Below are 25,242 nucleotides of genomic sequence, written 5' to 3'. Positions count from 1 at the left end.
TTAAGCCGATATCGCTATATTTACCAACCAAAGAAAAATAACAATGGAAGCCCCATTTTACAATCAAGTACTGGATATGTCTGAAACTAAGAAAAAAGTAATCGATCTGACCGATATCGTTAAGAATTATAAGGTTGGAACCCAGATCGTACGGGCCCTTCGCTCGGTTAGCCTTCACATTAACGAAGGAGAGTATGTGGCCATTATGGGCGCGTCGGGCTCGGGAAAATCAACCCTGATGAATGTGATTGGCTGTTTAGATACACCGACAAGTGGAAAATATGTCTTAAATGGGCACAACGTAAGTGATCTAACTGACGATGAATTAGCTGTCATCCGTAACCGCGAAATTGGGTTCATCTTTCAAACATTTAATTTGCTTCCCCGAAGCACCGCGCTCGACAATGTGATGTTGCCCTTGGTTTATTCGGGCGTGAAAAAACAAGAGCGACTGGAGCGAGGAACACAGATCCTAACTGATGTTGGATTGGCAGACCGGATTGAGCATAAACCCAATGAGCTTTCTGGCGGGCAGCGTCAGCGGGTTGCGGTGGCACGCGCCTTGATAAACAAACCAGCCATTTTGCTGGCCGATGAGCCAACCGGAAACCTGGACTCAAAGATTTCGGAAGAAATCATGCATCTGTTTGCTGAAATACACCGGAAGGGAAACACCCTGATCGTTGTTACCCACGAAGAGGACATTGCTTTGCATGCACACCGGGTAATCCGGTTGAAGGACGGACAGGTTGAATCGGATGAAATTAATCCAAACCCAGTGATTTGATGGATAAGGAAGTAAGAATTTATACTAAAACAGGCGACGACGGTACCACCGGACTAATTGGAGGTGCGCGGGTTAAGAAATATGATATTCGGCTCGAAGCATACGGAACGGTCGATGAGCTGAACAGCTATCTCGGACTAATCATTTCGATGAACATTGATGAGCATGCCAAAACGGTTTTAAGGAAGATTCAATCGATATTATTCACCATTGGAGCCCAATTGGCTACCGATGACTCGGCGGCTGATTTTAAAAAGCAAATTCCCTGCAAGGATGAAATGATCGAAATGCTTGAACAGGAGATGGATAATATGTTTAAGGTTTTACCCAAGTTAAATCATTTTATTTTACCGGGAGGCAGCCAGCCAGCGGCCCATGCCCAAATTGCGCGAACAGTTTGTCGCCGGGCCGAACGTCGGATGATTGAACTTTCTGAAAAAACAGAAATCAATAAAAACCTGATCAAATTCATTAATCGCCTTTCAGACTATCTTTTTGTCCTTGCCCGAAAGATATCTTTGGATGATCGGGCGCCTGAAACCCCATGGGATTCGGGTGTTTGAGTTAAAACAAATTTTTTCTAGGTTATGATGTTATTTTTTATATATTCGCAAAATCAAAAAAATAGAATCAAAACTAAAATTCCTTCGAATATGTACTGGACATTAGAATTAGCTTCAAAATTAGAGGATGCCCCTTGGCCTGCAAGCAAGGATGAGTTGATTGACTATGCAATAAGATCGGGAGCTCCGCTTGAAGTGATTGAAAACTTGCAGGAAATAGAAGACGAAGGGGAGATCTATGAGAGTATTGAAGATATTTGGCCAGATTATCCTAGCAAGGACGACTTTTTTTTCAATGAAGATGAATATTGATTAATTTTTCGGGTGATTAGAAAATAAAAATAGCAAGGCGATGTCCTTGCTATTTGTGTTTTCTGAAGATATCTTCCATGCGCTTGGGGCGAATAGCATCGTACCATTGAAATCCCGGAAGTTCCTTGTCTTCGTCGGGGATGTTGATCAGCGGAAGCAATTGGCCATCGGGTGATTTAATGAATACAATCCGGCTGACTTTGCTGCTGTCTAGATGAATGACAATCGAGCTGCTTTGGGCTTTGTTTAGACCGATAATTCCTTCATCGTCGCGGGCATAATACACTGATTGGCCGTTTCCATCCACATCAATTTTATAGAGCTCGTTGTCGCGGATATAGCCCAGCATGTTTCGGCCCTTAATTTGATTGTACATGCCTGAGTCCTCCATCGCCACAATAAAGGCATTTTGTTCCATTCGGACCAGGTCGGGGGCAGTGGTTTGTGTGACCATTTCGATGTAATCAGCAGTCATTTGATTATTGTCCGACCAAATCACCGGATCATGGAAAAACTGAATGGTAGAATCCATCGACCAATAGACCATCGAATCGCATTTTCCTTGCATATCTTCCCTGAAAAACTGAACGTCGAAGTATGCCATCACTAACTTTTCCTCAGGAATGGTGTCGGGCACCGATTTTAAGGTGTCGGCATGAAGAAAGAGCGTATCTTTTTCAGAATAAAGCAAAAAGTGAGCGGAGTCGGTAGCCATGGATATTTCAGTCTGATCGTTGTAAACCACCCGGTTTGCTTTCACAATCATTCGGTTTTTAAAGTCTTCAATCCGGGCATTTCCAATGGCCCGTCCGTCACCTGTTGTTTTGTTGTAAAAAATGGAGTCGGCATTGATTTTTTGTTCTTTGCCAAGAACTTCAGGATTCCGATATAATTCCACATCTCCCGAGTCACTGTTGTAGAATCCTCTTTCCGCGTAAATGTTGTTTTCTTCATCCCGAATGTTGGTTGGCCCAACAATGGAAATCACGCGTGTTTTGGTATCGTAAATCAGGGTATCCGATGTCAGTGTATAATCATCGGACAAAACTTCTACTTCAGTTTTAAAGTAAGCTTTATTTTCATTGGCATAGTATTCGCCAATTTTGCTGTACAAGGTGCTCGAGCTGTCGACAACTGTCCCATAATCGTCGTAATAGCCAACATTTCGATCCATGTCAAATTCAAGTGAATCTGTTGTCAGGGTTGTCGTTTTGTTTATCAGGCGGACGTTACCAATGGCAATTGCCCACTTGGCATCGCCATTATAATTCAGAAAATCGGAATACAAGTGCAGCGTGTCATCTTTCAGAATGTGCACGTGGCCAAAGGCATCGACCATATTGGTGTCGGTATAGGAATAGGCACTGTCGCACCACATGCGGATGTTTTCATGTGTGATGATAACATTGCCAATCAAGCGTTGCGCATTGGCAATAATTCTTTCATTGAATTCCAGAAAGTCTGCCTGTTCAATGTTAACCTGTTTCTTTGTCTGTGCCAGAGAAAAAACAGGGAGCAACAAAAGCAATAGTATAAGTTTACTGTAGCGAATTTTCGGATTCATTCAATTGTGAATTACAGCAATTCCTGTATAATTTGATCAACTGATATATTCTCGGCTTCGGCCTTATAGTTTTTGATGATCCGGTGACGCAGGATTGATTTGGCCACCGATTTTACATCCTCAATGTCGGGTGAGTATTTACCCGACAAGACTGCATGTGTTTTCGCTCCGAGCACCAGGTATTGTGAAGCCCTTGGACCAGCTCCCCATTTCAGGTATTTATCGGATATGGGAGCAGCCATCTCTGTTCCCGGCCGTGTTTTGGCCGAAAGCGCCACCGCATAATTCAACACGTGTTCATTGATCGGAATTTTCAATACCAGCTTCTGAAAGTACTTAATTTCTTCAGCCGATAGAATTTCTTTTAGTTCTGCCACATGGTCTGAAGTGGTGTTCCGGACAATGGTCAGTTCATCGTCGAACGCCGGATAATCGAGCCAAACCGAAAACATGAAACGGTCGAGCTGTGCTTCGGGCAGGGGATAGGTTCCTTCCTGCTCAATAGGATTTTGCGTGGCCAATACGAAAAAAGGTTTGTCCAGCAGAAACCGCTCGCCAGCTGCAGTTACGGCTCGTTCCTGCATCGCTTCGAGCAAGGCGGCCTGCGTTTTTGGCGGAGTGCGGTTAATTTCATCAGCCAAAACAATATTGGCAAACAAGGGCCCCCGGATAAATTTAAACTCCCTGTCCTTATCCAGTATTTCAGTGCCAATGATGTCAGAGGGCATTAGATCAGGGGTAAACTGGATCCGGCTATATGTTAGGCCCAACACCTCCGCAATGGTATTTACCAACAGGGTTTTTGCCAAGCCGGGAACGCCTATCAATAAGCAATGTCCGCGGCTAAAGAGCGAAATGAGCACTTGCTTAATAATTTCATCCTGGCCGTAAATACGCTTTCTAATCTCATTCTGAAGTAAATCAATTCTTTCTTTAAAGGCATCGACGGCTTCTACGTCATTTTTGAAATTCATAGCGTGTGTTCAAGTTTATTTTTCCCAACCTTTGAATTTGAAATTGCAATTTGCATAAGTCCTGTCAATGCTGATATAGGTTTTGGCCTGTTGTGCCGAAATCCATTGATTCATGGCTTCTTCCTGTTTCTCCTGCAGATAGAGTTCGGTCAGCAATTGATAGTCTTCCTGCAAGTTCGCCCGGTGTTGTTCGGTCCTGTCTACCAGTTTGACAATCTTATAAACCGTGCGTTGTTTGTCGTCGATGGTTTTAAAGGGTTCTGATATTTCGTTCACTTTTAGATTGGCAAGTACTTTGCTTACGTCAGGATCAAGTTCTTGTTGTCTCCATTTTGTTGACATGGTTTGCGGATTGATTACTTTTCCGCCACTGTTTCGGGAGTTTTTATCGAATGAATAGCGCATGGCTGCTTCAGCAAATGTAACTTCTTCTTTGCGGATAAAGTTTGCCAGGCTGTCGAGCCGGTTTTTTGCTTCTTCCATCGCTTCAATATTCGCCTTTGGTTTCAGCAGTATATGGCGTGTGTTCACTTGGTCACCCCGACGGTCAATCAGCTGAATGATGTGATAACCGAATTCACTTTTTACAACGTTTGATACCCGGTCGCCTTTAAGGTTGAAAGCGGCTGTTGCGTAATTAGCGTCAAGTTGGGCACGTCCCATGTAACCAAGTTCGCCACCATTTACTGCCGAAGGTCCTTCGGAATAAAGAACAGCCAACGTGGCGAAGTTGTCGCCATTTTCAACGCGCTCTTTGAATTCGCGTAAACGTGCTTTGATCCGGTTTTCTTCTTCCAGCTCAATGGGAGGAAATACGGTGATTTGTGCATATTCTACCATGGGTTCAACCATTGGGATATCTTCCTTCTTCATATTCCGGAAGTGATACCGCACTTCAGAGGGCGTAACCTGCACTTTATCCACAATTTTTCCCTGCATCTGGCTGGTCATGGATTGATTCCGGATTACCTCTTCCAGGTCTGCTTTAATTTGTGAGAGGGGTTTTTTGAAATAGGCTTCAACGGCTTGCTCTGAACCCAGATGCTGAACAAAATATTGCATCCGTTGGTCCAAGCTTTGGTTAATCTGGCTATCGCTTACAATGATGTTGGTGTCCAGTTCGGCTTCGGCCAGCAAGAGTTTTTCTACCAAAAAATCTTCGAGAATTTCACACTTCATATCGCCGTCAGAGACTATTCCCTGAGCCTGCTGCTGGATGTACATGCTTTCAATATCCGATTTGAGGATAATGTTGCTACCGACAACAGCGACAATCTGATCGATCGTTTTATCTTGAGCCAGCGATACGGTTGTAAGGCAACTGAAGAACAAAATACCAGCTAATACTTTTCTGAACATATTTTTTAGTTTTGAATATTATAAAGTTTAAATTTCTTCGATTTCAGTCCCTCCTGATAAACGTCTTCCTCAATTTTTTTCAGGAAGTTGATCTTACGCTGATTCAGAAGGATATTTTTAACAGATGATTTGACAAACTCAATGGGTGCATATTCTCCTTCAAATCTGAAATCGCGGATACAAATAAAATAATAATAATCTGTATCATCGCTTTCGATAAACTTGTTTCTGCGTAAAAAACGCTCGAGGTTGTCAATTTCCAGCGGAATTTGAACCAAAATCTGGCTGGCATCAATCCACTTATCATCGAAACGGTCGTAAGTTTTGGCATAACGAATACCGTATTCGTCCAGTTCCTGCAACTTTTGTGGATCATTGTCTATGCACAGACTTTTCACCAATTCAGGCCTTGCCACCTCCAAAGGAGTTTTCAAATATACCGCTTTGACGATATCATTCTTAAGGACAAATTCATTTTTATGGCCTTCATAGTAGGCTTCAATGGCCGAATCGGTAATCACCGTGTCCATCTTTTGCTCCATTAGCGCCTTCTTATAGCGGAAGGTGATAAGCGAGTTGCGGTACTCCTGCAATTCGCGGGTGACATCTTTTTGCGCTGCTGTGAGATTCTCTTCAGCATTTAAAACCATCAATTCGCTTTGTACCCATCTCTGAATAAAATCATCCATCCATAAGCTGCGTTCAGGCTCCGGAAGGTTTTCAGGCAATACTTTTTCAACCTCCTCGAGATACAGAAATCTGGAGCCAACCTGTGCCAAAGGAATTTTCTCCTGCTCCTCCGAGCAGGCAGAAACGACGAAAAGCCACAAGATCACATAAAATAGCTTCAGCCTCATTGTTCCTGTTCAATTTTTTTTAATACTTTTCGGTTTATTCTTACCCGATATCGTTTTCGCAATTCCTTGATCCACTGTTCCTCAAGCTGGTTCTGGTAGTCAGAAATGTATAATCCACGTGCTTCTCCGAGCGTTTTGGGCTGTTGTGATACTTTGTTTCCCCTTACAAAATGCAGACCATCTTTGAAATCATCCGGTTTTGGCGCATTCCACACCAGGTGATCAACCAATTTGTCAGCGCCTTTCTCAAAGTATCCGAAGCGAATTTTGGCACTGGTTTTTTCAAAATGATTTTTCAACAGGTCGCTCAACTCATCTTCTCTTATTTCCGGATCTTCTTCAAAGACAGCCTCGACGAAGTCTTTCACCTCCTGGTTTTCACATTTGATACTCCACCCATGAAATCGCTCTTCCCAGTGATATTTCGATTTGTTCTTTTGATAGAAAGCCTCCAAGCCCACCGAATCCCTTGCTGCTGCATCCCAAATCGTGTCTTCGGAGAGATTGAAAAGCAAAATGCCATCATGGTACTCCTGCATTAAAAACCGGAATTCCGGATATTTCGCTTCCAGTCTTGAGTTTTCGTATTTCGTGAGCGTTCTGGCCACGAAATTCCCATAGGCCTGTTGGGCTGAAACTTTGTCGTTTGCTTTTTCTTTCAGGAAATCTGCAAACTCCTTTGTCGATACTTTTTGATCAGCAAATTGAAACAGGACTTCGTCTGGATTACCGGGACGAAAGGATTTGAGGGTGCTGGATGCGATCGCCGCATTTAGTTGATCCAAGCACTGATGATCCTGTTCAAAGTTGTATTCCTTTTTCAGATTTTGAATGAAAATTTCGGAACTGTGCTGACTGATCTCTGCGTTGTTGCGAATTTTCTCGCTCAAAAAATCCTGAAGCTTATCGAAGTCAGGCACCGGGCGGTATTCAATGCGCTTGATAATATGCCAGCCATAAGGGGTGCGGACAACGTGCGAGAGATCGCCGTCATCTTCTAGCTCGAAAGCGGGGTCAGCAAATTCGGGCATCATGCCTGACGAAGAAAACCAAGAGAGTTCACCTCCGTTTTGGGCTGTGCGCCGATCGTCTGAATGTTGCCGGGCCAACGTCGCGAAATCGGATCCGCTTTTCAGCTCAGCGAGAAGGCTATCCAGTTGTTGTTTTTGTTGATTGACGGCCTCTTCGCTGGTGTGTTCATCCAATCGTTTCATGATGTGGGCCACCTTAATCTGGCCTTTCGCCGGCCGCCGGCCATTGACCCGGATGAGGTGGTAGCCAAATGAGGTTCGAACAGGCTGGGTGATTTCGCCGACAGCTGTTTTATATGCCGCATCTTCAAATGGATAAACCATTTGAAAAGCGCTGAAATAGCCAAGTCTTCCTTTGTTTTGTTTGGATGAGGGGTCTTCGGAATACTTGACGGCCAGTTCGCCAAAGTCAGCTCCCTGGAGCAGCTGGTTTCGAATTTCCATCACTTTGTTCCAGGCTTGCAGGGTGTCATTGGGCATCGCGGATTGATCAAGTAAAACTAAAATATGGCTGGCATCTATTTCGGTTTTCATGCGTTCGTAGGCTGTTTCCACCATTTGGTCGGTGTACTGAATCGCTGTCAGGTAGGGTTTGGCCAATTCCTCGCGATAGGTTTTCAGTTCGCTTACAAAGCCTGGAATGGTATCGTATCCCAGACGCTGGGCCTCCATCACCTTTAGTTTGAAATTGATAAACAAATCGAGGTATTCGGAAGGTGTCTTTTTATCTGAGTCATTCAATAAATAGCTGTTGTTTTTTTTATAGAGCCACACAAATTCCTCTTTGGTTATGGCTTGGTCATCAATTTGAACAAGGATGTCCGAATCTGTCTGTCCAAGTCCGGTTGTGGTGGTTAAAATGGCAAAAAACAAGAAAATGAGACGATGCATAGAATGAATATCAGTTAAATTTGTCTGTCACGATTTGGAACGGTAACCCTCAACGGGTGCTGTAATTGGGAGCTTCGCGCGTAACGGAAACATCATGTGGGTGACTTTCCTGAACCCCGGATGCCGTAATTTTGGTGAATTTGGCGTGCATCAATTCTTCAATGTCTTTTGCGCCACAATACCCCATGCCAGCCTTCAGTCCACCGATCAACTGGTAAAGCACCTCATACAAGGTTCCCTTGTAAGGCACTCGGGCAGTAATTCCTTCAGGAACCAGTTTTTTGATATCATCTTCAACATCTTGAAAATAGCGGTCTTTCGATCCCGCCTGCATGGCTTCAACCGAACCCATGCCTCGGTAAGATTTGAATTTTCGTCCCTGAAAAATGATGGTTTCTCCGGGCGATTCTTCCACTCCGGCAAACAGCGATCCGGCCATAATGGAGTTGGCCCCGGCAGCAATGGCCTTTACAATATCGCCTGAATACCGGATGCCGCCATCCGCAATCACCGGAACATCACTGTCTTTTAAGCTTTTTGCCACATCGTAAATCGCCGATAGTTGCGGGATTCCGACTCCGGCCACCACGCGGGTTGTACAGATCGATCCGGGGCCAATGCCAACTTTTACCGCGTCAGCACCCGCTAAAACCAGGTCGGTGGCTGCTTCGGCTGTAGCAATGTTTCCCGCAATAAAGTCAATCTCCGGGTATTTTGCCTTGGCCTGACGCAAAGTCTCCAACACGCCTTTCGAATGTCCGTGCGCTGTATCAATCACAATGGCATCCACTTGCGCTTTGACCAATTCGTCAATCCGATCCATCGTATCAGCGGTGACGCCTACTCCGGCTGCGACACGCAGCCGGCCTTTCTCGTCTTTGCAGGCCAAAGGCTTGTCTTTAGCTTTGGTAATATCTTTGTAAGTAACCAGTCCTATCAGTTTTTTATGCTGATCAACAACCGGTAGCTTTTCAATTTTGTATTTCTGAAGAATTTCAGCCGCTTTTTCCAAATCCGTCGATTCGGCGGTGTAAACCAGGTTTTCGGAAGTCATAACTTCGGCAATCGGTCGGTCCATGTCCTGTTCAAACCTCAGGTCGCGGTTGGTGACAATACCGACTAGGATGTTGTTGGAATCGACCACGGGGATACCACCGATTTTGTACGTTCTCATAATTTCCAACGCATGGCGGACCAGTTTTTCCCGTTCAATGGTAATTGGGTTGTAAATCATACCATTTTCGGCACGTTTGACCGAAATTACCTGCCGGGCTTGTTCTTCTATGCTCATGTTTTTATGAATGACTCCAATACCACCTTCGCGTGCAATGGCAATTGCCATGGTCCATTCGGTAACCGTATCCATAGCAGCTGTAACAATGGGCGTGTTTAATTTGATGGAGCGCGAAAATGACGAGCTCAAATCCACATCGCGGGGCAAAACAGCAGAATAGGAGGGAATTAGCAGAACATCATCGAATGTTAGCCCCTCTGAAACGATCTTATCTGTGTGAAACGACATGAAGCGGATTTTTAGTTGAAATTAATAGGCCAAAACTACAAAAAATAACCGGATTAAGCTTTGGCTATGGCGTTGCAAGTCTCCATTAAAAAAATTAAATTTCATTAAAATTTGTTAAGTTGAATCTGTTTTTATAATCATTGCAAAAAATTCGTTCGTGTGAGTGATTTTAAGTCCATATTGACTCGTTATTGGGGTTATTCTAATTTTCGCCCTTTGCAGGAAGAGATAATCCAGTCGATTGCTGACGGGCATGATACGCTTGGTCTGATGCCAACCGGAGGAGGTAAATCCATCACGTTTCAGGTATACTCCCTTGCCAAACCGGGGATTTGCCTGGTGATTACGCCACTCATTTCGCTGATGAAGGATCAGGTAGAAAACCTGAATAAAAAGGGAATTAAGGCATTGGCTATTCATTCGGGATTGAGCCAGCGCGAAATTAAAATTGCCTTCGATAAAGCCAGTTGGGGCGATTACAAGTTTCTGTATTTGTCGCCAGAACGTGTCAACACCGAGCGGTTTAAAGATCATCTGGCCAATATGGACATCAACCTTATTACGGTGGATGAGGCTCATTGTATTTCGCAGTGGGGCTATGATTTCAGACCGAGCTACCGAAAAATCACCGAACTTCGGAAACTGTTGCCTGATGTACCGGTTTTGGCACTTACGGCAACGGCGACCCGAGAGGTGGAAAAAGATATTCAGAAACAGCTTGATTTCAAGAAAGAGCATGTGCTTCGGAAAAGTTTTTTCCGCGATAATCTGATCTATATTGTCCGCGAACGCGAAGACAAAATGCCGTACTTACTGCAATCGGTCCAGCGGGCCAAAGGAACAGGAATTGTTTATGTCCGTAGCCGCAAATTGACAAAAGAAATCAGCGAATATTTACGTAAAAATAACATCTCGGCTGATTATTACCATGCCGGTTTGAGTAGCTTAAACCGCGAGAAGAAGCAGGACGATTGGAAATCGGGAAAAACACGGGTAATTGTCGCCACCAACGCGTTTGGAATGGGAATTGATAAGGCGAATGTTCGCTTTGTGATTCACTATGGGCCAGCCGATTCGCCCGAAGCGTATTTTCAGGAAGCGGGCAGGGCTGGACGTGACGGAAACAAAGCCTATGCTGTGTTAATTTATAGCAAGTCGGACGTGCTGGCTCTGAAGAAAAATATCGAGAAATCGTTTCCCGAAATTCAGGTGATTAAAAACGTGTACCAGGCACTTTGCAATACTTTTCAGTTGGCTGTTGGTTATGGAATCAATCAAACAAGGGATTTCAACTTGGGTGAATTTGCATCGAAATATACCATGCAGATTCAGACCATTTACAACAGCATCAAGATTTTGCAGCGTGAGGGGTATCTGGAGTTGACGGATGAATCTGACAATCCGTCCCGGCTGATTTTTATTGTTGGCCGCGATGATTTGTACAAGTTTCAGGTGGCCAATGCCAGCTTTGATGGATTTATCAAGTTGATTCTTCGTTCCTACTCGGGCTTGTTTACCGATTATGTTCCGATCAATGAAGAGTTGCTGGCCAAGCGTGCAGGGCTTACGGTTGAGGTGGTTTATCGGTTTCTGAATCATTTAAATTCCTATAAGATCATTCATTACATTCCCCGGAAAAATACGCCCTATATTTATTTTCCAAAAGAGCGGATTGATATCAGCCGGTTAAAAATTTCGAAGGAGCATTACACCGATCGTAAACATGATTACCAGAAAAGGGTGGAAGCGATGATTCATTATTCAACCCAAAAGCTGAAGTGTCGCAGCCAGGTATTGTTACAGTATTTTGGTGAAGATGAATCGGTTCGCTGCGGTAATTGTGATGTTTGCCTGGAGCGAAATGAGTTGGGTTTGAGCAAGCTGGAGTTTGACCGCCTTGCGGGAGAGATTAGGGAAAACCTGACTGAGGCGTGTTCCTTTGAAGAACTGATCATGAAGTTAAAAGGGAATGAGGACCGCAAGATTAAAGTTATTCATTGGCTGATGGATAACGGTAAAATTGTTAAGCGCATTGATAATAAGCTGGAATGGAAGCGAAATCAGCAGGCAAATGGTGCAAAACCCGAGTGAAACGGAAAATCTTATTATTTTTGCAGGATTAATGTGAATATTATGGCCGAGGAAAGTTTAAATCCAACAGTATATTCGAAAAATGTAATTGAGTTCGTTACCGTAGCCAATGAGTACTGTAGCTTTCTGGAAGCAGCCAGGACACTGACTCCACGTGCTTTTCTGGATAAAGTTCAAAAGATGTTACCGTTGCTCTATCTGAAAATCTCGGTTTTGCCCGAAGTGGAAAGCTACGAGGAAATGGGACTTGAGAAGTTTGTGAGCGAGGTGGATTATAATTTTTTGCAACAGAAGGTCATGAATTTGTTGGGTGAGCATGATGATTTCCAGGAGGTTTTTGATACTGAAATGCAATTTAGCGATGCGCCGTTAGTTGCAAGTATTTCGGAATGCTTATCCGATATTTACCAAGATTTGAAGGATTTCCTAATGTCCTACCGAACCGGCGATGAGCTGGTTATGCAGGAGGCCTTGTGGCTGTGCATGGATAACTTCAAGACTTTTTGGGGACAACGCCTGGTCAATTCATTGCGGGCTGTTCATTCGCTTGTTTATAGCGACAAAGATTTAGATGCTCATATGAAGCTGGCATCTGAAAATGATGATGATGATGAATCCGGGGGAAGTAGTAAGCCAGATTGGCTCAATCAATTATTTAACAACCAGGGAGATTAGATATGTTTATAGAAAGTATTACGAAAGAAGCACTGGCCGACTTACCTTTACATGCCTTTGACGGGGAGATTGTTCTGATTGAAAATGAAGAACAGCTGAAATCAGTGATCAATTATCTTAAAAATCAGGATGTTTTGGGATTTGACACCGAAACGAAACCTTCTTTTAAACGCGGACAGGTCCATCAGGTAGCACTGTTGCAGCTGTCAACTTGTGATAAAGCTTTCATCATCAGAGTTAGTAAAATTGGGTTGCCCAATGTGCTGAAAGACATTCTCGCTGATGAAAACATCACCAAAGTTGGTGTGGCCATTCGTGATGATATCAAAGCTTTACAAAAAATTAACCGCTTCATTCCCCGTGGTTTTATCGAATTGCAAGATGAAGTAAAAGATTATGGCATCCAGGATTTCAGTCTGAAGAAGATTACCGGAATCGTGTTGGGATTCCGTATTTCAAAATCGCAACGGCTATCCAACTGGGAAGCCGATCAACTAACAGAAGCTCAACTTAGTTATGCTGCCACCGACGCCTGGGTTTCCTGTGAGATATTCAATTCGCTAATTACAGCACAATCATGACCATACCAATCGTAACACTGAAACCGGGGAAAGAACAGTCGCTGAATCGGTTTCATCCCTGGATCTTCTCGGGTGCCATTAACTTTGTCAGTCAGGAACTTGAAGAAGGCGAATTGGTTCGGGTGGTTTCCAGCAAGCAAGATTTTCTGGCGATTGGTCATTATCAAATTGGGTCCATTGCTATTCGCATCGTCTCTTTCGAGGATGTTGCCATTGATGCTGCATTTTGGGAGAAAAAGCTTTTGGAAGCGCTCAATCTTCGGCGTGCCTTGGGGTTGCTGGGAAGTGAGCAAACCAATGTTTTTCGTCTGATTCATGGCGAAGGCGATGGGATGCCGGGCTTAATTGTTGATTTTTATAACGGCACGGCGGTTTATCAGGCTCATTCTGTGGGTATGTATCATATTCGTTACGAGTTGGCAGAACTTCTAAAAAAGTTGATGGGTGACTCGTTGATCGCTGTTTACGATAAAAGTGACAAAACGCTTCCCTTTAAAGCTGATATTCAGCCAGAGAATGGCTATCTACTGGGATCTTCCGGCCCTGGTGTGGTGAAGGAATATGGTCTTTCGTACCACGTCGATTGGATTGAAGGCCAGAAGACCGGCTTTTTCATCGATCAACGGGAAAACCGAAAGTTGGTTGAACATTTTTCAAAAGGACGCGATGTGCTGAATATGTTTTGCTATAGTGGGGGATTTTCGTTTTTTGCCATGCAGGGTGGCGCTAAGCTGGTGCATTCGGTTGATTCATCGGCAAAAGCAATTGAGTTGACTAATCAAAACGTAGCCCTGAATTTTAAAGACGATCAGCGACACGAGGCTTTTGCAGCCGACGCATTCGACTTTATACGCGACATGAAAAACTGCTATGATCTGATTATTCTTGATCCGCCGGCATTTGCCAAGCACCGCGGAGCTTTGCGCCCGGCACTACAGGCATACAAGCGCTTAAATGCCAAGGCTTTTGAGCAAATTCGATCTGGTGGGGTTTTATTTACTTTTAGTTGTTCGCAGGTTGTTAGCAAGGATCAATTCTGAGAAGCAGTCTTCTCCGGGGCGGCCATTTCTGGGCGGAAGGTGCGTATTTTACACCAGCTTCATCAGCCGGCCGACCACCCTGTCAATATTTACCATCCGGAAGGAGAATATCTGAAAGGATTGGTTTTGTACATTGATTAACTGCAAGATAACATTACCACTTCTTAAGAATCTTATCGTAAAAAAAACATTTAAAAAATTTGCAGATTCAAAACAATACTTATTTTTGTATATAGTATGGTTGAGAACTGGAAGTTTTTAAGATAAAATCAGGCCTTTTCCCATAAAATGAATTCAAATTCATTCCCAGCTGTCAACGTTGTTTTATGTATTTTGGGTGGGGTTGAACATGCCAGACTTCGGTAATAATTTTAAAATCTCAAAGTAAAGGTTTCCGGTCCACATTTCTTACTCCACCAGTTATGTTTTTATTCATTTCTAATTTTTATTCTTAAATTATGAACATTTACGTAGGTAACCTGGACTACAATCTTCAAGAAGAAGCACTGGGTGAAATTTTTGCTGAGTACGGAGAAGTTGTTTCCGTGAAAATCGTAAAGGACCGTGAAACTGGTAGAGCTAAAGGTTTTGGCTTTGTTGAAATGGCCGTTGAAGCAGAAGGTGATAAGGCTGTTGCAGAACTGGATGGAGCTGAACTAAATGGAAGGAATATAAAAGTTAATAAGGCCCGGCCCCGGCCGGAAAGATCTCCGAGAAGAGATCGCTATTAATTTTGTGGCTTTTATATTGTACTAAAAATATTGGTTCGTCTGGGATTTCCCGGACGAACCTTTTTAGTTAAAAGCTATCGGCAACTAAGGCACAAACCTGTTCCAGAAAAATTTGATCATCCTCAGAAAATGGGGCAGGCGAGTGGCTGTCGATATCCAGCTCGGCAATAAATTCGCCCCGCCGTAATATCGGAACTACAATTTCGGATTGAACATCCAGACTACAGGCAATGTAGTTGTCTTCCTGGCTGACATCTTGCACTATAATGGTCTCTTTTTTTTCGGCCACCTGTCCGCAAACACCTTTACCAACTTCTATTCGGGTATGATCAGTTGCTTTACCTGCATAGTCGCCCAGATGCAGTACTCCGTCATTTAATTGATAAAACCCGACCCAATCGTAGTGGTAAACTTCTTCTTTTAACAACTGGCAAATTTGCAAGCGCAAATTCTCCGGGTTGCTTTTCACCAGATCTTTTATCTGATTTAGCGTTTCTGAAAAATCTGTTTTCATTTTGTTTTTTAACTACTTGATTACCATTTGTTTTTCATGCGTAATTTTCTCGCAATATTTACATTTCAATGTAATTGGTTCCTTTGAAATCACCAAAAATGAGGTTGTGATCGGTTCTGCGTTGGTGATGCATTTAGGATTGAAGCATTTGACAATACCAACTACCCGGTCTGGAACTTCGACGACCTTTTTCTCCACCACTTCGTAGTCGCGAATGATATTCAGCTTTGCATGGGGAGCAATCAGCGCGATTCGATTGATATCGTCATTTTCAAAGAACTGGTTTGACACTTTGATGATGGCTTTATTGGTGAGTTTCCCGCTGTCGAGGTTGGCTCCAAAGGTGATCATATTGCGGGTTTTGTCCAGCTCCAGAATAGAGATGACATCGAATAAACTCTCAGAAGGAATGTGGTCAATCACTGTGCCCTCGCTAATGGCACTTACCTTGAGTTTTAATTTCTTTTTCTGCTCTTTCATGACAATTACTTTAAGTTTAGTGCATGAGAAATAATAGCTTCGCGTGCGAATACTCCGTTACGCGCCTGTTGGAAGTAATATGCTTTTTCATTTTGATCTACATCGGTGGCAATTTCATTGACTCGTGGCAGCGGATGCAGTATGCGCATGTTCGGTTTCGTATTCTTCAGCATACTATTTCTGAGGATGTAGACATTTTTAACTTTTTCGTATTCCATAGGATCGGAGAACCGTTCCTTTTGAACGCGGGTCATGTAAACAATGTCAGCTTCTGAAATGATGTTTGTAAATTCGCGATGTTCGAAGAAGCGGATTCCTTTTTCACGCAGGTAGATTTTGTATTCTTCCGGCATTTGAAGTTCTTCGGGTGCTATGAAATTGAAAATTGGATTTTCGAATTGCGACAAGGCCATCAAAAGCGAGTGAACCGTGCGTCCGTAGCGGAGGTCGCCAACCATAAAGATATTCAGGTTGTCGAAGGTCTTTTGGGTCTTCAAAATAGAGTACATATCCAGCAGGGTTTGGGTTGGATGCTGGTTGGCTCCATCGCCAGCATTAATCACCGGAACTGAGGAGACTTCTGCGGCATAGCGGGCACTTCCTTCCAGTGGGTGCCGCATGACAATTAAATCGGCATATTGCGAAACCATGCGGATGGTATCGTGCAGGGTTTCTCCTTTTGACACACTGGAGGAGCCAGAGTCAGAAAAGCCTACAATACGTCCGCCCATCCGGTTAATAGCTGTTTCAAAACTCAACCGGGTACGGGTTGAGGGCTCGAAAAACAACGAGGCTACAACCTTGCCTTCCAGTAGGGTCTGGTTCGGATTTTCTTCAAAATCAGCAGCCATATCCATTATTCTCAGGTAATCTTCCTTCGAATAATCCATGATGGAAATTAAATCTTTTTTACTCATATGTTTTCTTTCATTAAAATGGGTTCAAAAAAAAACCAACAGGATTAAAAATCACTGTTGGTTTTTCATTATCCGGGTAATATGCCGGTAATAAACTAATTTGCTGAGCCTGATAATGTCTCTTGAATGCTTTGATAGAACGTTTAAATAAAGGGAATTTTTTTTTCGGGTGATCCTGGTCACCAGTTGGGAAATTATATCGAACGTTTAAACGCTTCATCAAAACCCAAAATTAAATAATTTGTTCCTTGTTAAGCGATAATTGGATGTAGGTTTTATCACCGATTTATTAACAAAGCAGGCATTAATCAAGAAGGCCTACATCAACGCCTTCGATTTTTCGAAACTTTTCAGTAATTCGTTCGGCTTCACTTTTTCGAACCGATGTTTTGATTTTGCAGCGGAGTTCGAATTGGCTTTCCTTTTGATCCAGATTTTCCTCTTTGAAAATTTGCATCACCGCATTCATGTTAGGATAGTCAAAGTCTATGGTAATACTGGTCTCAACGAGCTTTTCAATAATGTTTGAGTGCGCCAAAACATCAGCTGCTGCTGCTTTGTATGCGTTAATCAGGCCACCAACACCCAGCAGGGTGCCACCAAAATAGCGAACAACCACGATCAAAATATTCGTCAGATCTAATCGTATGATTTGCCCTAAAATTGGTTTGCCCGCTGTTGATGAAGGTTCGCCATCATCGTTTGCCCGGAAGTGTGTTTTTTCGGCTCCCAGCCGCCATGCATAGCAATGGTGACGTGCCGAGTGATGCGCTTTTTTCAGACTCTGGATGTGGTCTTTAATTTCATCTTCTGACTCAACAGGAAAAGCATAGGCAATGAACTTACTACCTTTGTCTTTATACAATCCTTCTTCGGCTTTTGCAATGGTCAGAAATGAGTCTGTCATTTTTGGATTATAAAAAAGGCAGATCGTTTTGATCTGCCAGCACTAGTTACAGTTACATTTTTAATTTCTTTTCTATTTCTTCGACAAAGAACTTGAAATTTTTGTCCGTGTCTTTCAGGTTGTTGACCGTTTTGCAAGCGTGCAATACGGTGGCATGGTCCTTTTTGCCAATTTGTGCTCCAATAGAGGCCAATGATGATTTTGTCAGGCTTTTGGAAAAATACATCGCCAATTGGCGAGCCTGAACAATTTCGCGTTTGCGTGTCCTGGCCTGAAGAGAATCAACCGGCATATTGAAATAGTCACATACTACTTTTGATATGTAATCGATTGACAATTCCCGTTTGGAGCTTTTAACCAGTTTGTTAACCATATCGCTCGCCAGCTCAATGGTTACTTCCTTGCGGTTCAAGGTTGACTGCGCCAAAAGTGAGACTAATGCTCCTTCCAACTCTCGCACATTGTTGCCGATGTGTGAGGCAATGTATTCCAGAACTTCGTCGCTTATTTCAATGCCATCTTTATAAGTTTTCCGTTTCAGGATTTCCATGCGGGTTTCAAAGTCGGGCACCTGCAAATCAGCCGTCAAACCCCATTTAAATCGGGAAAGCAAGCGTTGTTCCATTCCTTTAAGCTCGATCGGTGGTTTGTCTGATGTAAGGATCAATTGTTTGCCGCTTTGGTGAAGATGGTTGAAAATGTGAAAGAATGTTTCCTGCGTTTTTTCCTTCCCTGCAAATTCGTGTACATCATCGAGGATCAGCACATCAATCATCTGGTAAAAGTGAAGAAAATCATTCCTGTTATTGTTCCGAATGGCTTCGGTAAACTGGGTTTGAAACTTATTGGCGTTGACGTACAGAACGATTTTGTCGGCAAAGCGTTCTTTTACCTCAATACCAATGGCATGTGCCAGGTGGGTTTTTCCAAGTCCGGAGTTTCCGTAAATCATCAACGGGTTAAAGGCTGTACCCCCTGGGTTTTGTGCTACGGCATAACCGGCGCTTCGTGCCAGGCGGTTGCATTCTCCTTCAACAAAATTCTCAAAAGTGTTGTCAGCCTTCAGTTGGGGATCAACCTGAAGCTTTTGAATACCGGGAATGATAAAAGGATTTCTGATAGAAGCCTTTCCCTCTGTTTTTAGGGGAATGTTGAGCGGTTTATTCTGGATCTTACTGTTGTTGTTGGTTGGATATTTAACCGTGTAAGGCTGCGAATTACTTTGGTTATTTCCCATAACAACAACATACTCGAGTTTGGCATCGTTACCAACCTCTTTACGCAGGGTTTTTCGCAACAAGTCAATGTATTGTTCTTCCAAATATTCATAGAAGAATGGACTTGGCACTTGAATGGTCAACACTTGATCGTTAATTTTCACCGGTACAATTGGCTCAAACCAGGTCTTAAAACTAATTGTAGGAACATTATCTTTAATTACAGCAAGACAACGATTCCATACAGCAAGATGATTGTTACTCATTTTGAACAGCAGGATTAATATATATTCGACAAAAATTTTCCCTATTTGGATTCCCGGAAACAAATTTTGTGAAAAAAAAAGTATTAAAAAAATGAAAATTGACTTGACTTTTAACAAACCAATATAACCTACTTATTAGTCAAGTAGTTAAGAATTTTGTTTTTTTTATGCTGTATAACAATCACATTATTAGCTATTTAGAATGAGCAGTGTTTGAAACGTCTGTATTTAGAGTCGGTTGCGGATTTTAACTTTTTTTGAGAAAATTTAAGATGCTAATTTCCTAATTTCTTTAAAGCCTTTTCCAGCCTTACATTTCGACCATTTTTAAAAGCTACAATACTGGCATCCGGGAAAACTACTTTAGCTTCCGTGTGAGTTTTCATAATTTTTTCGATATCCGATGTGTTGCCTGTTAAATAGCTGTAAACGCCGGAGATTTCAACTTCTTCAACCTGATCAAATTCACTGAACATTGAATTTTCAAGGGAAAGTCTGGATGGACTGGAGATCAAGTGAACTTTGAGTCGGTAATCATCTTTGCTTCCGGATTTGGCAGTTTGAGGTGAAACATAAACGTTTTTTCCCAAATCGAAAGCAGAGAAATGGACGTAACGTTTGGGGTTGTTCCGAATATCTTTTAGCAAGTAGTCGAGACTTTGGCTCATTTCGGTCAGGTTGCTGTACAATTCTTCATCGCTTATCAGTTTGCCCGCAGAGCCTTCTCCTGCATTCACCTTTTCGATGATGCTATTAATTCCTTCGGCCGACCCACGCAGTTCAACTACCAATTTTGCCATGTCTGCGGCAGCCAGGCTATCGCTGATGGATGAAAAATTACTGACAATGTTCGAAAAATCATCGCTATTTTCATTTAGGTTTGCCGTAAGTTCATTCATGTTTTGAATGACCCCTTTAAGGTTTGACTTTTCGGAAACCAGAATGTCGCTCAGTTCATTCGAAGCGGTTTCAAGGTTGAGGATAGTCTGGTTTATTCGTGTAAAACTTTCTGAAAGATTTTTCCGGGCTTCGGCGTTAAACACATAGGTTATGACAGTGATCGCAGAGTCGAGCGAAGCCAGTAACTGCTCTGCCTTGTTTTTTAAAGGGAGCACCTGCATGCTCACCTGTTCTTTCAGATCCTCCTCGATACTGCCAGGAATCGTGTCGCCGGGCTGATAGTACGAATTGGAGGGTATAATCTGAAGTTTGATGGATTTTGTTCCCATAATGTCGGATGAAATAATCCGGGCAGTTGAGCCTCTCGGGATTCTGAAATCACCTTCAAGAGAAAAACTTACAACGAGGCTCCCATCATTCTTGTCTGAGAAATCAATTGATTTTACTTGTCCAACCTGGTATCCGTTCATTATTACCGCGCTGGATTCGAGCAGTCCGTCAATACGTTCATAAAGAACATTGTAGGTAGTGTTTTTCTTAAAGAAATCGATGCCCTTGAGGTAGTTCATTCCCCAAATAAAGATGGCGAAACTAAAGACGATCAACAGACCTAATTTGGTGTACTTGGACAGTTTCATAGTTGTTTTCAGCTTGTTTAATACAATATTAGTAAGCATTACAATAGTATACAAACATTGATCTGCGAACTATGGTTTTATTTTTCGGAGTGCCTTTTTCAACGGAATGATTTCATCGTGTTCAAAAGCAACAACAAAGGCATCAGGAAATAAGGAGACAATCTGATTTTTCAGGGTTTGTATTTCCTCAAAAGACTCTGTTTTGCCATAGAAATATTTATAAACCGGATTTACTTGCATTCGTTCAACGTTGCTGAGTCCTTTAAAGTTTGAAGCTGCGGGTTCAATTTTTTTGCTGGTTGCGGCTAGTTGAATTCGAAAATAAATGCCTTCAACCCGACTTTCGACGGTTTCATTTTCTAGTGTCGGATGCTCAACGACAGGTGTTTCGGTCTCTGTGTTTGAAGCCAAAAGTTTATAGTCGCTTTTACTGTCGATGGCTTTTTTATAGTCTCTTACAGCTCTGAAAATAGCCGAAGCAAGATAGGCTTGTCCATCGTCGCTGTTCATATAGTTGGCTTCGTAGCTGTTGCTTAAAAAGCCTGCTTCAACTAGTACACTGGGCATACTGGTGCGGCGCAAAACCAAAAAACCGGCTTGTTTCACGCCTCGGTCTCTTCTGCCGGCCCGGTTTTTAAACTGACTTTGTATTTCGGCTGCCAGATTTATACTCTGAAACAGGTGTTCGTCCTGAACCATTTCAAACATGATGTACGATTCTGAAGAATTCGGGTCAAAACCCTGGTATGTGGTGGAGTAGTCGTCCTCCATTAAAATTACGGCATTTTCCTTTTTAGCAACCTCAAGGTTTTCCTGTGTTCGGTGTAAGCCCAACACAAAAGTTTCGGTTCCGGTGATCGATGGTGTACCGCAATAATTGGCATGCAACGAAACAAATAGGTCGGCTTTGTTTTTGTTGGCAATTTCGGCGCGTTCGTGCAGAGGCACGAAAACATCCCGGTCGCGGGTGTAAATTATTTTAACATCGGGCAGATGTTCGCGGATGTAATTTCCGAGTTTCAACCCAATTCCAAGAACAATATCTTTTTCCCTGATCTGTTTATATACGGCACCCGGATCCTTTCCCCCATGCCCGGGATCAATGATCACCGTAAATGGTCTGTCTGGTGCGGTGTCTGGTGCGGTTTTTGCTTGAGCAACCGGAGAAAGATTAAAAACAACGACAGCAAAAACAAAGATCAACTTTTTTGTAATATCCATATGCATAATAAGTAGAACGAAACAAAAATAGAAATATTAAAATTATTTTGCATTTGTTCACCCATTTGTCTGCATTGAATTTATATTTTTGCAATCCAATGTAACCGCGATGGCTAACATTATACCTGGTTTGATAAAAATTCGAATTACATATTTGCTGCTTTTATTGTGTTTTTCCTCGTATGCACAGGAATTGACTGATACCATCCCGGTGATCACTCCCGAATTGGAATTGCAGCCTGACTCCATTCTTTTAAGACAGATGGAGGCATCCCAGGATACGATTGCAGAAAAAGAGCCACGCCAAAAAACAGTGTTGGAAGCTCCGATCACATACAATGCCGAAGATTCAATTCTGGTTTCGCTGGATGGCAAAAAAGTTTTCCTGTATAAAGGGGCGACGGTTAACTACCAAACTATTGAGTTGAAGGCCGATTACATTGAGCTGGATTTGCAGACCAAAGAGGTCTACGCCGAAGGCGTTCCGGATTCTGCAGACGTGGTTCAGGGAACCCCGGTGTTTAAAGATGGGAGTGAGGAGTTTGAGAGTAAAACCTTGCGCTATAATTTCGAAACTCAAAAAGGGATTATTACCGATGTCAAAACCCAACAGGGCGATGGTTATGTGCACAGTGACCGGACAAAGAAAATTGATGCGGAGTCTTTTATTCTGAAAAGGGGAAAATACACCACTTGCGATGCCGATCATCCGCACTTCTATTTGCGTATGACCAAAGCCAAGGTAATTTCGAATAAAAAAATCATTACCGGTCCGGCATATTTGGTGCTCGAAGATTTTCCGATTTATTTTCCAATGATACCCTTTGGCTTTTTTCCAAACTCGCCCAGTTATTCCTCGGGAATAATCATTCCAACATACGGCGAAGAACAAAATAGGGGCTTCTTTTTGCGCGAAGGTGGGTACTACTGGGCGGCCAGCCAGTATTTCGACTTGACAGTAAAAGGTGATATTTACTCGAAAGGATCATGGGGAAGTAACCTGCACACCAATTATAAAAAAAGGTACAAATTCTCCGGAAGCTTCGACTTCCGCTATAATGTGAACCGCTACAGTGATCCAGGCTTGCCCGATTTTAGCAGATCTCCGGGTTTTTCCGTGCAGTGGTCGCATTCGCAGGATGCAAAGGCCAACCCGTTTCAAACCTTTTCGGCCAACGTCAACCTTTCAACAACGAGTTACGACAAACAGAACTCGAACGATGTGCAAAGCTATTTGCAGACTACCAAGTCGTCGAGTATTTCCTATTCCAAGAAGTGGGAAAACTCACCTTTTAACATGTCCTCCAGTTTCAGACATTCGCAAAACTCGCGCGATTCGACCATTTCACTCAGCTTCCCTGAGCTTACTTTTTCAATGTCGAAAATATACCCGTTTAAACAAAAGGGCAGGATAGGCGCGGCTAAGTGGTACGAGAAAATCGGCTTTAGTTATACGGGGAACATCAAAAATTCGATCACTGCGCATGAAGAAGAAATTCTGAAAAAGTCGTTGATTACGGATTGGCGAAACGGATGGAAGCACTCGATCCCGATCTCGCTGCCGAACTTCAATTTGTTTAAGTACATCAACGTTAGTCCGAGCATCAGTTATTCGGAACGCTGGTACACCAACTACATCGAGCAGAGTTATGCCTACGACCACATTGCTGAAGAGGGAACCTTATGGTTGGATACGATTTACGCTTTTAAACGGAATTACAACTATTCCTTTTCATTGAGTTCGCAAACCAATATTTATGGGATGTACCAGATTAAAAACCCCAACTCGCGGGTGAAAGCCATCCGGCATAAAATGTCGCCCTCGGTAAGTTTAAGCTATAATCCTGATTTTACCGATCCGAAGTACGGCTTTTGGGATACCTATATTGATGAAAATGGAAAAGAGGTTGCCTACAACCGCTTTCGCGACGGGATTTTTGGCTCGGCTACCGGGCGGGAAAGTGGCTCAATCAATTTCGGTTTGACCAATAACCTGGAAGCTAAAGTCGCGGCTAAAAGTGACACCATTACTTCGGATGAAGATAAATTCGAAAAGGTGAAAATTATCGACAACCTGGGCTTCAGCGGCTCCTATAACCTGATTGCGGATTCGTTAAACCTGAGTAATATCCGGATTAGCGGACGGACGACTATCAAAGGGGTCAACCTTAATTTTGGGGGAACGCTGGATCCATACGCTACCGATTTGAATGGCAATAAGATTAATAAGTACATGTGGAACGAAAGCTCGGGTTTGTCCAAACTTGGGCGGCTAACCAATGCCAACTTGTCGTTTGGAATGTCCTTTAAATCGAAAAAGGAGGAGAATAAGGAGGAAGGCGAAGGCGACAATGTAGAGCAAATCGTTCATCCGGATGGCTACATTGAATACTATGACTTTGACATTCCTTGGGATTTCCGCTTCGATTACAGCTTGAGTTATTCCAAGCGAAGCCCTTATCACGACGCGCAGATCAACCAGAGTTTGAATTTTAGCGGACGCTTAAATTTAACCCGCGAATGGAACATGTCGCTAACCACCAACTTTGATGTGCAGGCCCGCGAATTCTCTTTCACGACCTTCAATGTGAACCGGCGGCTACACTGCTGGAACATGAGTTTCAACTTTGTGCCTTTCGGGCAACGCAAAAGCTACAGCTTCACCATCAACGCTTCGTCGGCTATGCTGAAAGACCTCAAGATCGATAAGCAACGCAGCTGGTTCGATAACCGTTGATCAACGGTTGACATTGCCAGGGATCAATTCTGTTTTAAACGCGCGGACGCAAAGACACGAGGGTGAGACGAGACGTGTGTGAGAGGGAAAATGAGAAGGGGCACAACTTTAATTTTAACACGAATTCACGGAGACACCAGGGGCGATTATTTGGTGTCAACATCAAATAATTTGTCGTCACATGTTGATTATCTACAGACAGTATCAAATTATTTAGAGTCACACCTCAATTTAGTAACGATTAAAATTTAATGTCGTATTTGGGACCAAAATTATTCAAAACGTACGACAAGCGTTCTTTGAGATTCTGAAAACTGAGATAAGCTTCAAAAGGCAACCATTGATATTTGATTCTCCGCCACAGGATTTCTATCAGGTTCAATTCCGGTGAATATGGAGGGAGGAAATAAATCAACAGATCATTTCTTCTCCACTCTTCAATTTTTGCCATGAACTTTTTAGATTTA

24 protein-coding genes are annotated in these 25,242 nt (G+C 42.9%); 9 read left to right on the top strand and 15 right to left on the bottom strand.

Translation table 11 applies throughout. The features are described from left to right. The first annotated feature begins 43 nt into the window (after positions 1 to 43). From AAC033_RS07115 to AAC033_RS07105, 3 genes are all read left to right on the top strand, one after another. Complete coding sequence (locus tag AAC033_RS07115) at positions 44 to 787, top strand: ABC transporter ATP-binding protein (protein ID WP_339736657.1); 744 nt, start codon at positions 44 to 46, stop codon at positions 785 to 787. Beyond that, positions 787 to 1,350, top strand: coding sequence for a cob(I)yrinic acid a,c-diamide adenosyltransferase (locus AAC033_RS07110; protein ID WP_339736656.1), 564 nt, complete (start codon positions 787 to 789; stop codon positions 1,348 to 1,350). Before AAC033_RS07115 ends, AAC033_RS07110 begins: the two co-directional genes overlap by 1 nt. Before the next feature lie 90 nt (positions 1,351 to 1,440). After that, positions 1,441 to 1,662: a DUF2795 domain-containing protein gene (locus tag AAC033_RS07105; RefSeq protein WP_053183863.1), complete on the top strand. Its 222-nt coding sequence runs from the start codon at positions 1,441 to 1,443 to the stop codon at positions 1,660 to 1,662. Between the two features lie 49 nt (positions 1,663 to 1,711). On the opposite strand, the gene AAC033_RS07100 is transcribed toward AAC033_RS07105, so the two are convergent. From AAC033_RS07100 to guaB, 6 genes are read right to left on the bottom strand one after another with little or no spacing between them, the layout of a single operon-like run. Next, the gene (locus AAC033_RS07100) at positions 1,712 to 3,226 is read right to left on the bottom strand and encodes an OstA-like protein (protein ID WP_339736655.1); all 1,515 of its coding nucleotides are present in this window, start codon (positions 3,224 to 3,226) and stop codon (positions 1,712 to 1,714) included. A gap of 11 nt (positions 3,227 to 3,237) precedes the next feature. Next, positions 3,238 to 4,200, bottom strand: coding sequence for an AAA family ATPase (locus AAC033_RS07095; protein ID WP_339736654.1), 963 nt, complete (start codon positions 4,198 to 4,200; stop codon positions 3,238 to 3,240). Positions 4,201 to 4,215: 15 nt separating this feature from the next. Beyond that, positions 4,216 to 5,559 (bottom strand): peptidylprolyl isomerase, encoded by a 1,344-nt coding sequence (locus AAC033_RS07090; protein WP_339736653.1) that lies wholly within the window; start codon positions 5,557 to 5,559, stop codon positions 4,216 to 4,218. A 5-nt stretch (positions 5,560 to 5,564) separates the two neighbouring features. Next, positions 5,565 to 6,416: a hypothetical protein gene (locus AAC033_RS07085; protein ID WP_339736652.1), complete on the bottom strand. Its 852-nt coding sequence runs from the start codon at positions 6,414 to 6,416 to the stop codon at positions 5,565 to 5,567. Then, the gene (locus tag AAC033_RS07080; protein ID WP_339736651.1) at positions 6,413 to 8,338 is read right to left on the bottom strand and encodes a peptidylprolyl isomerase; all 1,926 of its coding nucleotides are present in this window, start codon (positions 8,336 to 8,338) and stop codon (positions 6,413 to 6,415) included. Before AAC033_RS07080 ends, AAC033_RS07085 begins: the two co-directional genes overlap by 4 nt. A 49-nt stretch (positions 8,339 to 8,387) precedes the next feature. Beyond that, entirely contained in the window at positions 8,388 to 9,860 is a 1,473-nt protein-coding gene (gene guaB, locus AAC033_RS07075; protein WP_339736650.1) for an IMP dehydrogenase, read from the bottom strand. A 159-nt stretch (positions 9,861 to 10,019) separates the two neighbouring features. On the opposite strand from guaB, the gene AAC033_RS07070 reads away from it, so the two are divergent. From AAC033_RS07070 to AAC033_RS07050, 5 genes are all read left to right on the top strand, one after another. Continuing rightward, positions 10,020 to 11,951 (top strand): ATP-dependent DNA helicase RecQ, encoded by a 1,932-nt coding sequence (locus tag AAC033_RS07070; protein ID WP_339736649.1) that lies wholly within the window; start codon positions 10,020 to 10,022, stop codon positions 11,949 to 11,951. A 42-nt stretch (positions 11,952 to 11,993) separates the two neighbouring features. Further along, a complete protein-coding gene (locus AAC033_RS07065) occupies positions 11,994 to 12,626 on the top strand; it encodes a DUF5063 domain-containing protein (protein WP_339736648.1) in 633 nt (210 codons plus the stop codon). Positions 12,627 to 12,628: 2 nt separating this feature from the next. Then, complete coding sequence (locus tag AAC033_RS07060) at positions 12,629 to 13,207, top strand: 3'-5' exonuclease (protein ID WP_339736647.1); 579 nt, start codon at positions 12,629 to 12,631, stop codon at positions 13,205 to 13,207. Continuing rightward, entirely contained in the window at positions 13,204 to 14,247 is a 1,044-nt protein-coding gene (locus tag AAC033_RS07055; RefSeq protein ID WP_339736646.1) for a class I SAM-dependent rRNA methyltransferase, read from the top strand. Before AAC033_RS07060 ends, AAC033_RS07055 begins: the two co-directional genes overlap by 4 nt. A 458-nt stretch (positions 14,248 to 14,705) precedes the next feature. Beyond that, complete coding sequence (locus AAC033_RS07050) at positions 14,706 to 14,978, top strand: RNA-binding protein (RefSeq protein WP_339736645.1); 273 nt, start codon at positions 14,706 to 14,708, stop codon at positions 14,976 to 14,978. Positions 14,979 to 15,045: 67 nt separating this feature from the next. On the opposite strand, the gene AAC033_RS07045 is transcribed toward AAC033_RS07050, so the two are convergent. From AAC033_RS07045 to AAC033_RS07010, 8 genes are all read right to left on the bottom strand, one after another. Further along, a complete protein-coding gene (locus AAC033_RS07045; RefSeq protein WP_339736644.1) occupies positions 15,046 to 15,492 on the bottom strand; it encodes a GAF domain-containing protein in 447 nt (148 codons plus the stop codon). 12 nt (positions 15,493 to 15,504) lie between these two features. Beyond that, positions 15,505 to 15,972, bottom strand: coding sequence for an aspartate carbamoyltransferase regulatory subunit (gene pyrI, locus AAC033_RS07040; RefSeq protein ID WP_339736643.1), 468 nt, complete (start codon positions 15,970 to 15,972; stop codon positions 15,505 to 15,507). A 5-nt stretch (positions 15,973 to 15,977) separates the two neighbouring features. Further along, positions 15,978 to 16,889, bottom strand: a complete 912-nt coding sequence (pyrB, locus tag AAC033_RS07035; protein WP_339736642.1) for an aspartate carbamoyltransferase — start codon at positions 16,887 to 16,889, stop codon at positions 15,978 to 15,980. A gap of 13 nt (positions 16,890 to 16,902) precedes the next feature. Continuing rightward, positions 16,903 to 17,109 carry a hypothetical protein gene (locus tag AAC033_RS07030; RefSeq protein WP_339736641.1) on the bottom strand — a complete coding sequence of 69 codons (207 nt, stop codon included), beginning with the start codon at positions 17,107 to 17,109 and terminating at the stop codon, positions 16,903 to 16,905. 84 nt (positions 17,110 to 17,193) lie between these two features. Continuing rightward, complete coding sequence (locus AAC033_RS07025; protein WP_339736640.1) at positions 17,194 to 17,796, bottom strand: YigZ family protein; 603 nt, start codon at positions 17,794 to 17,796, stop codon at positions 17,194 to 17,196. Positions 17,797 to 17,848: 52 nt separating this feature from the next. After that, entirely contained in the window at positions 17,849 to 19,279 is a 1,431-nt protein-coding gene (gene dnaA / locus AAC033_RS07020; RefSeq protein ID WP_339736639.1) for a chromosomal replication initiator protein DnaA, read from the bottom strand. A 275-nt stretch (positions 19,280 to 19,554) separates the two neighbouring features. Beyond that, positions 19,555 to 20,817 carry an MlaD family protein gene (locus tag AAC033_RS07015; protein WP_339736638.1) on the bottom strand — a complete coding sequence of 421 codons (1,263 nt, stop codon included), beginning with the start codon at positions 20,815 to 20,817 and terminating at the stop codon, positions 19,555 to 19,557. A gap of 69 nt (positions 20,818 to 20,886) precedes the next feature. Continuing rightward, positions 20,887 to 22,038 carry an N-acetylmuramoyl-L-alanine amidase gene (locus AAC033_RS07010; protein WP_339736637.1) on the bottom strand — a complete coding sequence of 384 codons (1,152 nt, stop codon included), beginning with the start codon at positions 22,036 to 22,038 and terminating at the stop codon, positions 20,887 to 20,889. A gap of 109 nt (positions 22,039 to 22,147) precedes the next feature. Between AAC033_RS07010 and AAC033_RS07005 the strand changes: the two genes are divergently transcribed. Beyond that, positions 22,148 to 24,775: a putative LPS assembly protein LptD gene (locus tag AAC033_RS07005; protein ID WP_339736636.1), complete on the top strand. Its 2,628-nt coding sequence runs from the start codon at positions 22,148 to 22,150 to the stop codon at positions 24,773 to 24,775. Between the two features lie 241 nt (positions 24,776 to 25,016). On the opposite strand, the gene AAC033_RS07000 is transcribed toward AAC033_RS07005, so the two are convergent. Beyond that, positions 25,017 to 25,242: transposase (locus tag AAC033_RS07000; RefSeq protein WP_339736635.1), on the bottom strand; the 226-nt coding region annotated here is incomplete at its 5' end.

Origin of the sequence: uncultured Sunxiuqinia sp., from assembly GCF_963974515.1 — a bacterium.
Classification (GTDB): Bacteria; Bacteroidota; Bacteroidia; order Bacteroidales; family Prolixibacteraceae; genus Sunxiuqinia.
This window is presented reverse-complemented; position numbering and strand designations above follow the sequence as displayed.